This is a genomic window from Flavobacterium gyeonganense (assembly GCF_029625295.1).
Classification (GTDB): domain Bacteria; phylum Bacteroidota; class Bacteroidia; order Flavobacteriales; family Flavobacteriaceae; genus Flavobacterium; species Flavobacterium gyeonganense.
Genome location: NZ_CP121112.1, coordinates 2,468,128 through 2,482,027, shown reverse-complemented (window position 1 = coordinate 2,482,027; position 13,900 = coordinate 2,468,128). Strand labels below are relative to the sequence as shown.

13 protein-coding genes are annotated in these 13,900 nt (G+C 33.8%); 10 read left to right on the top strand and 3 right to left on the bottom strand.

The annotated features are described in order from the left end of the window. The first annotated feature begins 54 nt into the window (after positions 1-54). The 3 genes from trmB (at position 55) to P5P89_RS10810 (ending at position 1,857) form a co-directional block, all read left to right on the top strand. Positions 55-732: a tRNA (guanosine(46)-N7)-methyltransferase TrmB gene (gene trmB, locus P5P89_RS10820; protein ID WP_163391886.1), complete on the top strand. Its 678-nt coding sequence runs from the start codon at positions 55-57 to the stop codon at positions 730-732. 41 nt (positions 733-773) lie between these two features. Continuing rightward, a complete protein-coding gene (locus P5P89_RS10815; RefSeq protein WP_278011915.1) occupies positions 774-1,412 on the top strand; it encodes a LysE family transporter in 639 nt (212 codons plus the stop codon). A gap of 118 nt (positions 1,413-1,530) precedes the next feature. Continuing rightward, entirely contained in the window at positions 1,531-1,857 is a 327-nt protein-coding gene (locus tag P5P89_RS10810) for an MGMT family protein (protein WP_163399924.1), read from the top strand. Here P5P89_RS10810 and P5P89_RS10805 read toward each other — a convergent pair whose 3' ends face one another. The 3 genes from P5P89_RS10805 to P5P89_RS10795 form a co-directional block, all read right to left on the bottom strand. Next, complete coding sequence (locus tag P5P89_RS10805) at positions 1,858-3,069, bottom strand: L,D-transpeptidase family protein (protein WP_278011914.1); 1,212 nt, start codon at positions 3,067-3,069, stop codon at positions 1,858-1,860. A 247-nt stretch (positions 3,070-3,316) separates the two neighbouring features. Beyond that, a complete protein-coding gene (locus P5P89_RS10800) occupies positions 3,317-4,642 on the bottom strand; it encodes a sensor histidine kinase (RefSeq protein ID WP_278011913.1) in 1,326 nt (441 codons plus the stop codon). A 164-nt stretch (positions 4,643-4,806) separates the two neighbouring features. Beyond that, complete coding sequence (locus P5P89_RS10795) at positions 4,807-6,150, bottom strand: sigma-54-dependent transcriptional regulator (protein WP_278011912.1); 1,344 nt, start codon at positions 6,148-6,150, stop codon at positions 4,807-4,809. Between the two features lie 155 nt (positions 6,151-6,305). Here P5P89_RS10795 and P5P89_RS10790 point away from each other — a divergent pair, with 155 nt between their 5' ends. The 7 genes from P5P89_RS10790 (at position 6,306) to P5P89_RS10760 (ending at position 13,874) form a co-directional block, all read left to right on the top strand. Continuing rightward, entirely contained in the window at positions 6,306-7,550 is a 1,245-nt protein-coding gene (locus P5P89_RS10790) for an efflux RND transporter periplasmic adaptor subunit (protein ID WP_278011911.1), read from the top strand. Between the two features lie 196 nt (positions 7,551-7,746). Continuing rightward, positions 7,747-8,454, top strand: coding sequence for an ABC transporter ATP-binding protein (locus P5P89_RS10785; protein WP_278011910.1), 708 nt, complete (start codon positions 7,747-7,749; stop codon positions 8,452-8,454). 122 nt (positions 8,455-8,576) lie between these two features. Then, a complete protein-coding gene (locus tag P5P89_RS10780) occupies positions 8,577-11,000 on the top strand; it encodes an ABC transporter permease (protein WP_278011909.1) in 2,424 nt (807 codons plus the stop codon). Between the two features lie 277 nt (positions 11,001-11,277). Further along, positions 11,278-12,408 carry an Mrp/NBP35 family ATP-binding protein gene (locus P5P89_RS10775; RefSeq protein WP_278011908.1) on the top strand — a complete coding sequence of 377 codons (1,131 nt, stop codon included), beginning with the start codon at positions 11,278-11,280 and terminating at the stop codon, positions 12,406-12,408. 143 nt (positions 12,409-12,551) lie between these two features. Next, positions 12,552-12,791 carry a NifU family protein gene (locus tag P5P89_RS10770; protein WP_017494691.1) on the top strand — a complete coding sequence of 80 codons (240 nt, stop codon included), beginning with the start codon at positions 12,552-12,554 and terminating at the stop codon, positions 12,789-12,791. Between the two features lie 214 nt (positions 12,792-13,005). Beyond that, positions 13,006-13,488 carry a hypothetical protein gene (locus tag P5P89_RS10765; RefSeq protein WP_278011907.1) on the top strand — a complete coding sequence of 161 codons (483 nt, stop codon included), beginning with the start codon at positions 13,006-13,008 and terminating at the stop codon, positions 13,486-13,488. A 68-nt stretch (positions 13,489-13,556) separates the two neighbouring features. Next, the gene (locus P5P89_RS10760; RefSeq protein WP_223681411.1) at positions 13,557-13,874 is read left to right on the top strand and encodes a 2Fe-2S iron-sulfur cluster-binding family protein; all 318 of its coding nucleotides are present in this window, start codon (positions 13,557-13,559) and stop codon (positions 13,872-13,874) included. The last annotated feature ends 26 nt before the right edge of the window (positions 13,875-13,900 follow it).

Sequence of the window (13,900 nt, the reverse complement as noted above, 5' to 3'; positions counted from 1 at the left end):
CCACCTCGTCCATTCGTTTATATTGCTTAATTTTGCGGAAAATTTTTGTAAAAAGTGGGAAGTAAAAATAAACTAAAAAGATTCAGGGAAAACGAAACATTTGAAAACGTTTTCCAGCCAACCAGAGAAGAAGTTGTAAGTGATTCGTTTCCGTTAAGAGGAAAATGGAATACTGATTTCTTTAAAAATGACAATCCGTTAGTTTTAGAATTAGGCTGTGGAAAAGGAGAATATTCTGTTGGACTGGCAGAAAAATACCCGGACAAAAATTTTATCGGAATTGACATTAAAGGTGCCCGTTTCTGGAGAGGTGCCAAAACAGCTGTGGAAGATGGCCTGCATAATGTGGCGTTTGTACGAACCCAGATCGAATTAATCAATCATATTTTTGCTGAAGGCGAAGTTGACGAAATCTGGATTACTTTTCCGGATCCGCAAATCAAATACAAAAGAACCAAGCACAGAATGACCAATTCTGAGTTTTTGAAATTGTATAAAAAAATCCTTAAAAAAGACGGTGTTGTAAACCTGAAAACCGACAGTGAATTCATGCACGGTTATACCTTAGGATTACTGCACGGAGAAGGACACGAAGTTTTATATGCCAACCATAACGTATATAAAAATGAAGGAAGTCCGGAAGTAGTAACTTCAATTCAGACCTTTTACGAAAAACAATATTTAGAAATAAACAAGGCAATTACGTATATTCGTTTTAAAATTAAAGACTAAATTATTTTTTAAAACGAAATTCTAACCTATCAAACAACCGAATGGCCTTACTCACCCCTTTAGTTTCAGGTTTTATTGCTGCTGTTATCGGAATCATTCCTCCGGGATTACTGAACATGACAGCTGCCAAAATAAATCTGAAAGAAGGGAAAAAGAATGCCTTATGGTTTGTTGTTGGTGCTGTTTTAGTTATTTTTTTTCAGGTCTATGTAGCGGTTTTATTTGCACGTGTAATTGACAACAGACCGGATATTGTGACGCTGCTTCGCGAAATTGGCTTTGTGGCCTTTTCTATTTTGACTATTTACTTTTTATTTATTGCCAAAAAACCAACCGCGAAGAAAAAATCAAAGATTAAAAAAAGCAGTAAAAAAAGTCGTTTCTTTTTAGGGATGCTGCTTTCTGGTCTGAACTTTTTTCCTATTCCTTATTATGTGGTTGTAAGTGTGACGCTAGCTTCTTATCAGCTTTTTGCTTTTGAAAACAATATCATCTCTATCTTTGTTTTAGGCTCTGTTTTAGGTTCTTTTGCCGCTTTATACTGTTATATTGCTTTTTTTGAAAAAATAGAGAAAAAAACCGATTACCTGATGCGGAATATGAATAAAATCATTGGATGCATTACAGGTTTAGTAGCTCTTATAACGCTTTTTAATATTTTGAATTATTACTTCGGATAAATAAAAAACCACAGATTAAAAGATGAAACCGGTCTCTTTGGCAATAGGGCAAAAAAGGTGTTTCAATCGTTAATAAAACCATATTTTATCCTTTAATCTGTGGCAAACAACCAAACTTATGGCTGAAGAAAATTTTTTCGAAAAAGTATATGCAATCGCCCGACAGATTCCGTACGGAAAAGTAACTTCTTATGGTGCAATCGCAAAAGCATTAGGTACCGCAAGATCTGCACGAATGGTCGGCTGGGCTATGAATGCCTGTCACAATATGGATGATGTGCCGGCACACAGAGTCGTAAACCGAAAAGGACTTTTGACCGGAAAACATCACTTCGACGGAACCAATTTAATGCAGCAGCTTTTAGAAAACGAAGGCATTAAAGTGGTCAATAATCAAATCGTCGACTTTGACAAACATTTCTGGCAGCCCGAAATCGGATTATGATTAATCCATTACCAAACCATTTGGATCTTCAGCTGTTGTTTCTTTATCTTTTTGATACACATCAGGATAGAAATAAACTTCACCGGTTTCTTCACTAACCCAGGAAGTAAAATAGCCTATGTATATCGGAATTTTATTTTTCAGCATGCATGTGGTTTCTTTTTCACCATTCATCGCATTATCAATCATTTCGTCCGTCCAGTCCGGGTCGTCTTTCAAAATTACATGCGCCATTTTTTTAGCTTCTTTTATATTAATACAACCGTGGCTGAATGTACGCTGCTCAAACATAAACAAACTTTTAGCCGGCGTATCGTGCATGTAAATATCAAACGGATTTGGAAATAAAAATTTCACTAATCCCAAAGAGTTTTTAGGCCCTGGTCTTTGTCTTACCTTTCCTCCGTTCCATTCCATATTATGTTCTTCCAGATAATTTTTATTGGAAGCCATATTAAGTTTTAATTCATTATCGATGATACTCTGGGGCACATTCCAATACGGGCTAAATACAATTTTATCCATCGCACTGCTGAAAATTTCGGTTTCTGACCATTTAGCACCCACAAAAACATCAGATGTAAACTCGTTTGCACCATTTTTTACGTATAATAATCGGTAAGCCGGAATATTTACCATAATATAATCCCTAGCATCTATTAAATTTTCAGGAATCAGGCGGCAACGGTCCATGTTTAATTTTATAACTCTGATTCTTTCTGATACAGGCTCATTCATTTGTTTGATATGTTCGAATGACAATTTGTAGTTCAATTTCAGACCGTATCTTTTTTTATAATTTAAAACCCCGGCCATAAGCTCTTCATCGTATAAGCCTTTTTTGGAATCCTTTTTCAAATCGCCTTCGACAAACAAACGTTCACGAATTTGTTTTACTACGGCACCACTATCAAAAGGCTTTAATTCTTTATAGGTAGCACTGTCAACATCTATTTTTTTCCACAGTTTTTTTCGGTCAATTTTTTGGTATTTTTCTAAAGCTCCCTCTAGCCGGTCGTACTGTCTGGATAAAAGATAGACTTCTCTTGATGATTTAAATGCAGTGGTTGTGGAATCAGAATTATTCTGAACTGCTGGATCTTCTTTTAAGTATAAGTTGTCAATTGGTTTTATATCTTTATTCTTAAAGCCAAATGAGGCAAATACAAAACCTGCAGCTATAATTAGGATGAATTTATATAATTGTCGCATGATATAATTTTTTAAATATTATTTATTAAACTTTATTTAAAAAACACAGCGAAAAAAACATAATCAGGAACCTTCAAAATGAGTCTTCACCATATTTTTTAAAATATTGTAAATCAAAATTTAGGGTTCTTCAAATTTACGGCTATACCAAAAAAATCATTTTACAGAATAAAATATACATTTTTTAAAATTCACATTAAGTGACTGAAATTCATTAAATTAAAATAATTCAGAATTTTATTACACCTTAAATAAGGCAAATTACAAAAGTGGTTTTGTCTTCGCCAGTTTGATAACTTAGGTAACCACCATGCGCTTCAATAATATTTTTGGAGAGTGTTAAACCAATTCCTGCACCGTCTTTTCGGGTAGTGAAAAACGGAAGAAATACTTTGTCCTGAATTTCCTGGTCGATACCTTTTCCATTGTCAGAAATAGTAATAAAAAAGCGATTATTTTCGGTAAAACTCGATATGAGTATTTTCTTTTCAGTCTTTTCTTCTAGGGCATAAACACTATTGGTAATCAAATTGATGATAACCTGCTCCATTTGGTTTTTATCAATTAAGACAGATCGTGAACTATGGGTATCATTTATCAATTCAATATTTCCAGCCTTCAAAATTGGACTCATAATCCGTATACAGTCTTCAAAAAGTGTATTGATTGGCGTCATTTCTTTGGCCGGCGTTGGCAGCATGGCAAGTTTTCGGTAATTCTCAACAAAAACCTGCAGATGATCGCTTCTGTTTATAATGGTAGAAATACTACTCTTTATGTCGTCAAAATCGTCTTCTTCGAGTTTTTCCTGATCGACAATCTGAAGTAAATTCTGCGAAAGCGCACGAATTGGAGTTAAGGAATTCATTAATTCATGCGAAATAATTTTCATCAGGTTGATCCAGGCTTCTTTTTCCTTTTTCTCAATAACACGCTGAATACTGTCAATTAAAATGATAAAATATTCCTTGTTATACGTTTTCGTCAACGAGGTCTGCAGGATGAAAGTCTGCAAATCCTGTTCTTCAATTTTGATAGAAATTACCGATTTTAATTCGGCAAAATCAGACTTTTCAATTTCATTGCAAAGAGAAGGCAAATAGTTTTTAAGGTATTTCCAGTGACTCACTTTTGGCACTTTAAATAAATCCGAAAAACAATCATTCATTAAAAAAATGTTCCATTCTTCGTTCTCTTTTTCCAAAATTAAAGCACCGGTATCAATACTGTTTAAAATTGATTTGTACACCAATTCTTTTGAGGTTTGCTCCTGCTGCTGTATTTTTAGTGTATCATATAAAAGATACAAACTTTTAAAATTGTCTTTTTTATGCTCTTCCGGAAAATTAGTCGAAAAATCATTTTGAAGTATCGAAAGCAGTGTTCTGTCGTAAAAGAGCAATTGATTTTTTACAAAAGAATACATTTCGAAAAGCATTACAATTGCAAAGAGTCCAACCAAAATCGCATTGTAATAAAACATTTTATAGATTAGAAAAACGGAAAACAAAAAGAGAATCATAACAAACAAGACTCTCACAAATAAGGCGTTATAAAACTTCCAGTTTTTCATTTAATTTCTTTTTGGGATAGAGATTATTTTTGCTACAGATTTAGCAGATAAAAGAAACCTTTACTCTTTACTCTTTACTCTTTACTCTTTACTCTTTACTCTTTACTCTTTACTCTTTACTCTTTACTCTTAATTCTTAATTCTTTACTCTTAATTCTTTACTCTTAATTCTTCAAATCGTATTTCTCAATTCTTCTGTACAAAGCAGCTCTGGACAATCCTAATTCTTCAGCCGTTTTGCTGATATTTCCGTGATGTTTAAAAAGCGCTTTTTCGATGGCCGTTTTCTCCATTTCTGATAACGGATTTTCATCATTTTCAGGAACATCTTCAAAATCTAAAATATCCAGATCATGAATAGAAATGATATTATTATCAGATAAAATCAAAGCACGTTCAATTTTATTTTCCATCTCGCGTACATTTCCTTTCCATGGATATTTTTCCAGATAACGGGGAGCATTTTCTTCAAACTGCCAATTTTCCTGATTGTACTTTTCAGCAATCTGATCGAGAATGAAATTTGCCATCGGAACAATATCCTCTTTTCTTTCCCGCAAAGACGGCAAATGAATTTCCATCGTATTGATGCGGTACAGTAAATCTTCACGAAAGTTTTTATTTTTAACCTCTGTTTTAATATCACTGTTTGTAGCAGAAATAATACGGACATTCAAAGCCCTGGGCCTGCTTTCGCCTAATCGTGTAACCGTTTTGGTTTGTAAAACATGTAATAATTTTGCCTGCAAATGAAGCGGAATATTGCCAATTTCATCCAGAAAAATAGTGCTGTTTTGCGCCAATTCAAACCTTCCCGGCGTATCGGTTTTTGCATCCGTAAATGCGCCTTTTGCATATCCAAAAAGTTCGCTTTCGAACAAATTATCACTCAGGGAACCCAAATCAACATGTACAAAAGGCTCGTTTTTTCGTGTAGAATTCTGATGAATAAACTCGGCAAAGACATATTTCCCGGTTCCGTTTTCACCTAAAATCAAGACATTGGCATCTGTTCTGGCTACTTTTTCAGCAATAGAATAGGCTTGTTTAATTTTTTGGGAACTTCCGGTAAAATATCTTTTTTCGGTTTTTTCTACGACTGGTTTTTTGTTGTTTTTTCTGCTTTCGGCGACAGCCTTATCAATTGTTTCCAATAATTTTTCATTGTGCCACGGTTTTAAAACATAGTCAAAAGCACCAATTTTGATACCTTCAACAGCTGTTTCAATTTTACCGAAAGCGGTCATTAAAATTACAATTGTATTTGGTGACAGTGTTTTAATTTCTTTCAGCCAGTGAATCCCTTCGCGCCCGTCTTCAAAACCAATTCGGTAATTCATATCAAGCAAAACCACATTTATTTCATTTTCACTTAAAAGCGAAATGATTTTTTTGGGATTATTTGTCGTAAAAATGGTTTCAAAATGCTTCTTGAGAATCATTTTTGCCGAAAAAAGAATTTCTTCCTGATCATCGACAATTAATATTTGGGCTAGTTTTTTTCGCATCTGTCTTTTTTGTCCGGTTTTGAACGGTCAACTGTTCATTATCGGACACTCCTTTTTTGAATGGTTTTTAAAGCTCTTTTAAAATCAATACTTTACAAATAATAAATTTAATGGCACAGTATTTACCAATTGATAATCAGTAAATTATTTGAAAAATGGACAAGGTAATTCCTCGTAAAAATAAAGAATTTAGATATCTCACAATAGCAATTGGCGTTTTTTTAGCTTTGGCTGTGATTCTCTTTTTTTCGTTCAATACGAAAAGAAGTTTAAATGTAAAAGCAGAAGAAATTTCAGTTCAAAAAGTCGAAAAAGCTTTTTTTGAAGATTTTGTAGTTTTTCAGGCCAAAGTTGAGCCGCTAAATGTAATGCTTGTAAATGTAACAGAAGGCGGATCTGTGAAAGAGATTTTTGTTGAAAACGGCGCCATGGTGACTAAAGGACAATCCCTGGCAAGATTATACAATCCGAACACCGAATTGAATTATCTGACTCAGGAAACCGCTATTATTGAACAGATCAACAATCTGAATACAGGAAAACTGAACATCAGAAATCAGGAATTAAACTTAAATAAAGACTTGGTTTTGATTGAACACGATTATAACGACGCGAAAAGATTGTACGATATGAATTCGAAATTGTTTGCCAAAGATGTGATTTCGAAGAACGACTGGAATACTTTTAAAGAAAGTTTACGCTTTCAGGAAGAACGCAAAAAAACGATTCAGCAGAGTATCCAAAAAGAAAAACAATCCAATCAGTTACAGATTTCACAGATTAACCGTTCCATTCAAACCATGGAGAAAAGTCTGGAAATACTTCGGAACAACAAAAAGAACTTTTTGATCACCGCTCCCGAATCCGGAAGACTGACTTCTTTTGAACCGGTTTTAGGAAAAACATTTCAGGCGGGAGAGAGCATCGGAAAAATCGATTCAAAACGCGGTTACAAACTGGCTGCCGATGTAGATGAATTTTATTTAGAGAAAGTTCGTGAAGGTTTAAAAGGCCAGGTTGAATTTAAAGGAAAAACTGTTGAAGTAATCGTAACCAAAGTAATTCCGGAAGTAAAAAGCGGGCACTTTACAGTAGAACTGGCTTTTACATCTAAAGAAAATATAGCATTGCAGGACGGATTAAGTTTTGGCGTAAAACTAGTTTTATCAGAAAAAAGTAAAACATTGGTTGTTTCAAAAGGAAGCTTCAATCAGGAAACAGCAGGAAAATGGATCTTTGTGGTAAAAGGAAATAAAGCTGAAAGAAGAAACATAAAATTAGGACGGGAAAATCCATCGTATTATGAAGTGCTGGAGGGATTAAAAGAAGGCGAATCAGTAATTACATCTTCTTATTCAGATTATAAGGATATTGAGGAACTTTCTATTAAAAAAGAATGAGTTCAAGCTATGTCATTTCGACCTTTTGGGAGAAATCACACCAGAAACTCTACAAAGTAAATCATCAATCTTTGTCGATTAGCGAGTGTGATTTCTCCTTCGTCGAAATGACAAAAAAAGACAAATCATTTACAAAAAAATAAATCATCAATCATCAATCAAAAAACGAGTCAATAACATTTAACACCTTTACAAAATGATAACAATTCAGAATTTAACCAAAGTTTTCAGGACAGAAGAAGTAGAAACATCAGCATTGAGCGGTATCTCTTTAGAAATTAAAAAAGGAGACTTTTTAACTATAATGGGGCCATCAGGTTGTGGAAAATCTACCTTATTAAATATCATCGGGCTGTTAGACAGCGCTAATGAAGGAAGCTACAAATTATTAGATCAGGAAATGATTGGCCTGAAAGAAAAAGGAAGGGCTCAGGTTCGAAAAGAAAATATCGGATTCATTTTTCAGAACTTTAACCTTATCGACGAACTTTCTGTTTATGACAATATCGAATTGCCTTTGCTTTACAATAATATAAAAGCTGCAGACAGAAAACAAAAAATTGAGGCCATTGCGGAAAAACTAAATATTTCACATCGCCTGAAACATTTTCCACAGCAGCTTTCGGGAGGTCAGCAGCAAAGAGTTGCCGTTGCCAGAGCTTTGGTAAATGATCCTAAAATCATTTTGGCCGATGAGCCAACCGGAAACCTGGACAGTAAAAACGGAAATGAAGTTATGGAACTCTTAACCGATCTGCACGCAAAAGGCTCCACAATTTTGATGGTAACCCACTCTGATTATGATGCTTCTTTTTCGCAAAGAACGATTCACATGAAAGACGGTGTGATATTTTCTGAAAAGCTAAATCAGCGAAATGTTGATGTTTTTATGAACGCTAAATAACTAAAGATGTTAAAATTCATTGTAACCGCAATCCTAATTCTGGTTGAGTTTGTTTGCAAAATATTCGCAATTGTCTAAAAATCGGTTTGTCAAAAACTGAAATAATATAAAAAACATACACCATGATTTATAACTGGTTTAAAATATTTGTTTATCATTTAAAACAAAACAAACTGTTTTCATTTTTAAATGTTTTAGGATTGAGCATTGGGATTGCCGGTGTGATTTTCGCGATTTTGTATTGGAATAATGAGCATTCATACGATCAATGGAACCCAGAAAAAGAAAATGCTTATTTAGTTCTTAATAAAATTGGAAATGGAGATACCTGGGCAACCAGCTCTATTCCGTTTGGTGAAACTTGTAAAGCAACAATTCCAGAGATTGAAAAAATCTGCTTTTTTAACGTTTGGTATGATCAGGATATTATCAAATATCAGGATCAAAAATTGATGGCTAAAAAAATAATGGTAAGTGATGAGAATTTCTTTGATTTTTTTCCTTTTGAAATACTAAAAGGCGCCAAAACAAATATTTTAAAAGAGAAAAACAGCGTTGCAATTTCAGATGAACAAGCAAAAAGACTCTTCAAAAATGAAAATCCAATTGGTAAGTCTATCTTTTATGGAGCTGCAAATTATACTGTAAAATCTGTTTATAAAATCATCAGACCTTCTTCTATTGAGCCAAATTATGTTTTCAGCGGCGTAAAAAGAGAACCGGATTTAAATAGCTGGGGGAACTTCAATTATGGTTTTCTTATTAAAATAAAAAAAGATACCGATCGTGCTTTAGTTTTAAAGAAAATGCAGCACGTAAATTTTGTCAACAGAACGGTAAAAGATGCTAAAGAAAGCGGGCAGACTGTTGAACAATATGTTAAAGAAAACGGCGAAATCACAATATTGCTAGATCAGTTAAAAATGGCGCGTTTACATGGTACAAAGACTTCGGGTTCTACTTTCCCTGAAGGCATGGGCAATTTGAAACTGCTTTATATTATGGCAGGATTATCTCTTTTGATTTTGATTTTGTCATTGGTAAATTATATTAATCTGGCCACTGCATCTGCAATAAAACGTGCTAAAGAAGTGGGTGTACGTAAGATTGTCGGAGCTTCAAAAAATCAGATTATTGCTCAGTTTATTTTTGAAACGGCAATAATTGTATCGCTGGCAATTTTCTTTGCTTTGGCTATTGTAGAGCTTTCTTTACCGTATTACAATAACTTTCTAAATAAAATGCTGACCATAAATGGTGGTGAATTTTACCTGCAGCTCATTGGAATTTTTGGATTAGTAATTATTGCTGCGGGTATTTTCCCTGCTATTTATATTTCCAATTTTGAAACTTTAAAGGTTCTTAAAGGCAATTTTTCAAGAAGTAAAAGTGGTATCTGGATTCGGAATTCTATGCTTATTTTTCAGTTCGGAATCGCAGCATTCTTTATTATTGGAGCCTTGATTGTTAATTCACAGGTTGAGTATATGATGAACAAAGATCTTGGATTTAACGGTGATCAGGTAATTTCGATTCCGTATAACAAACCCGATCGATTTAAAAGAACAGAGAAATATCTGGTCGATAAACAGGAAATAGCAAAAATTCCCGGAGTTTTAGATGTAAGTACATTTGCAGGAAGTTTTGGAGGAAGCACCAGTTCAAGTTCTGGTTTTAAACACAATGGTATTTTTGTACAGCCGAGAAATGTTGAAATGGATTTTGGTTTTCTGGATATGATGAAAATTAAAATCGTTCAGGGACGTGATTTATCTCCTAAATATTCGTCGGATACGATTAGCAGTATGTTGATGAATGAAACTTTGGTCAAGCAATTAAATCTTAAAAATCCGATAAACCAGATTGTAACTTCTGGATGGGGAAATGAAAAGGGTAACCTGAAATTTAAAATTGTCGGGGTTGTAAAAGATTTCAATATTACTGGTTTGCAGAGTAAAGTGCCACCAATGGTTTTTATTAATCTTAAAACTTTAAAATGGAATAACTTTAATAATGTGTTTGTAAAGGTTTCTCCAAATAATTTAACAGAAACGTTAGAAAATTTGAAAAAATATTGGGAGAAAAATGTAAATCCAGATTATCCTTTTGATTATGAATTTGTTAACAAAGGATTTGCTAAAACTTACGAGGAACAAATAAAGCAAAAAAACCTGTTTTTCATTCTAAATATGGTCGTAATACTAATTGCCGTTTTTGGATTGTTCGCTTTGGCATCATTTTCGATGGAGAGAAGACTGAAAGAAATAGCAATTAGAAAAACACTGGGCGCAGAAACAGACATCTTGCTGAAAGAATTATCAAAACAATATATCCTTTTTTGCTTACTTGGATTTGGAATTGGAATCATTCCAGCTTATATTTTATTGCAAAAATGGCTTGAAGATTACGCATTCAGAATAAACATTTCGGCTTTGCCATTTTCAATCGCATTAATTTCATTACTGGCGCTTACTTTACTGATTGTCCTGACAAAAGCATATCAGGTAACGAAAATAGATGTTTTGAAATATCTCAAATACGAATAACTTGTAGACCATTTTTTTTAGAAACCCGCTGAAATCAGAAAATTTGGCGGGTTTCTTTTTTATCCTGAACCTCAGTTTATTTTTTCTGCATTGAAAATCATTCTAATTCAAAATCTCTTTTTTTATAAAACGTATCATTTTGAATAATTGTAATATCAACAAATACAATCCAAAACAGCAAAAATCCGAACTTAATGCGTTATCTTTGCAAACTGAATTTAGTTAAATTAATATTACTTAAAATTAATTTCGCTCATTAGAAAACATTATATCAAAAATGAAATTAGATAGAAAAGAAATTCTTAAGGCTTTGGAAACTATCACCATAGCCGGAGAAGGAAAAAATATGGTTGAAAGCGGTGCTGTTGCCAACGTTATTACATTTGGTGATGAAGTAGTAGTAGATTTAGTACTTCATACACCTGCCATGCACATTAAAAAAAGAGCAGAAGACGATATCAAAAAAACGATTAATGAACTGGTATCGCCAGAAGCAAAAATTAAGGTAAATACGAAGGTGGAAACTCCTGAGAAAAACGAAATTAAAGGCCGTGCCATTCCGGGAATCAAAAATATAATTGCCGTTGCTTCCGGAAAAGGAGGTGTCGGAAAATCTACTGTTACTGCAAATTTAGCGGTAACTCTGGCAAAAATGGGATTTAAAGTTGGCGTTCTGGATGCCGATATTTACGGACCTTCAATGCCTATTATGTTTGATGTTGAAAACGAGAAACCAATTTCGGTTACCGTTGATGGAAAATCAAAAATGAAACCTGTAGAAAGTTACGAAATCAAAATGCTTTCAATCGGATTTTTTACTGCACCAAGCCAGGCTGTAATATGGAGAGGTCCAATGGCTGCAAAAGCTTTGAACCAAATGATTTTTGATGCTGATTGGGGAGAATTGGATTTTATGCTTCTGGATTTACCTCCGGGAACAGGTGATATTCATCTTTCGATCATGCAGTCATTACCTATCACAGGTGCTGTAGTAGTAAGTACTCCGCAAGCTGTTGCTTTGGCAGATGCCAAAAAAGGAGTGGCAATGTTTATGCAGGACAATATAAACGTGCCTGTTCTGGGTATTATTGAAAATATGGCATACTTTACACCAGAAGAATTACCTGACAATAAATATTATATCTTTGGAAAGGAAGGCGCTAAAAATCTGGCAGAAGATTTAAATGTTCCTTTTTTAGGAGAAGTACCAATTGTACAATCTATTCGTGAGGCAGGAGATTATGGCCGCCCGGCAGCTTTGCAAACAGCTTCACCAATTGAAACTGTATTTGAAGAAATTACACGAAATGTTGTTCAGGAAACAGTAAACAGAAACGAGAGCCTGCCTGCAACAGAAGCCATAAAAATCACAACAATGGCTGGCTGTTCAGCAGTAAAGAAAAATTAGATAATTGAGATAATGAGATAATTAGATAATTTGAAAATAAGATAATGAAATAATTGGGATCGTTTAAAAATTACCTAATTGACACATTCTCTAAATTAACACATTCTCTAATTGGCACATTCTCTAATTGACACATTAATATTATGACAACAGAAGAATTAACAAGCAATGTATTATTGGCTCTTGATGAAATCAGACCTTTTTTAAATTCTGATGGGGGCGACATTACGCTGATTTCTATTGAAGACGATAAACATGTAAAAGTTCGTCTTGAAGGAGCCTGCATTAGCTGCAGTGTGAATCAGATGACTTTAAAGGCAGGCGTAGAAACCACAATCAAAAAATATGCTCCACAAATAGAAACCGTGGTGAATATTATGTAATAAAATAAATGGTCTTAATCTTATTAGTAGATTAAACTTTTTAATAAGAACAATAGCCATTTGAGTGTTTTTGCTGAAATCCCATATACAAATATGTTAAAACACATGTTTTTTTACGATTTTGACAAAAAATAATTAAAAGATTTGAGACATTCTGTTAAGAAATTGCTACACATTTAACTTAAATTTGTAGCAAACCCTTAAATCTTTAAATATGAAAAAATATTACACACTTTTTATATTATTGTTTTTAGTCTCTGTAAATTATGCTCAACTAAATTCCGAAACATTAATTGTAGATAAGGCATGGGTAAACGATTCAGAAGAATGGTCTGATTACAGTTATTCAGGAAAAATTGTATTTTCTATCAACAGTCAAAGTGAAGAAGGTAGTTTTAGAGTTGTTAATTACGATTTTTTATATGATTTTTGCGAAGGAAAAGCAAAGTTCTCAAATAAAACGACTTACAGTACCGCAGAATTTTCACACCCGCGAAAAATAGCTACTCAGACAGATAAACAAGGTATCGTGAATACAACGTACGAAGGCACATTGATTTTTCAGGCCGACAACGATTATTATTCTGTAATAGCTATTGTAACATTGCTGGAAAAAGGCGGGAATTATCTGGGTGCAAAAATGCATCTCAAAGAAAGTAGCAGAAAAGAATATGCATTTAGTTTAAAATCAAGTTAATTAAAAATAATTCCGGAATTTGTTCACGTTATCAAATTCCAAATCAAGTAAAATTCCAATAGTTTAAAATGGATGTATTAATAAAGATTAAAGACCGCGAAGGAGTTATACACGAATTACAGGCTCCAACTGATATGGCAATGAATATAATGGAGTTATGCAAAGCATACGAACTTCCTGTTGAAGGAACCTGTGGCGGAATGGCTATGTGTGCTTCCTGCCAGTGTTATGTTCTAAATGATGTTGCATTACCAGAAATGGGAGATGATGAAGAAGCCATGCTTTCGGAAGCCTTTTATGTTAAATCGAATAGCCGTTTAGGATGTCAGATTCCAATTACTACTGAATTAGACGGACTGGAACTTGAGCTGGCTCCTGAATACTAAATAGTTATCACAATATTGTAAAATTC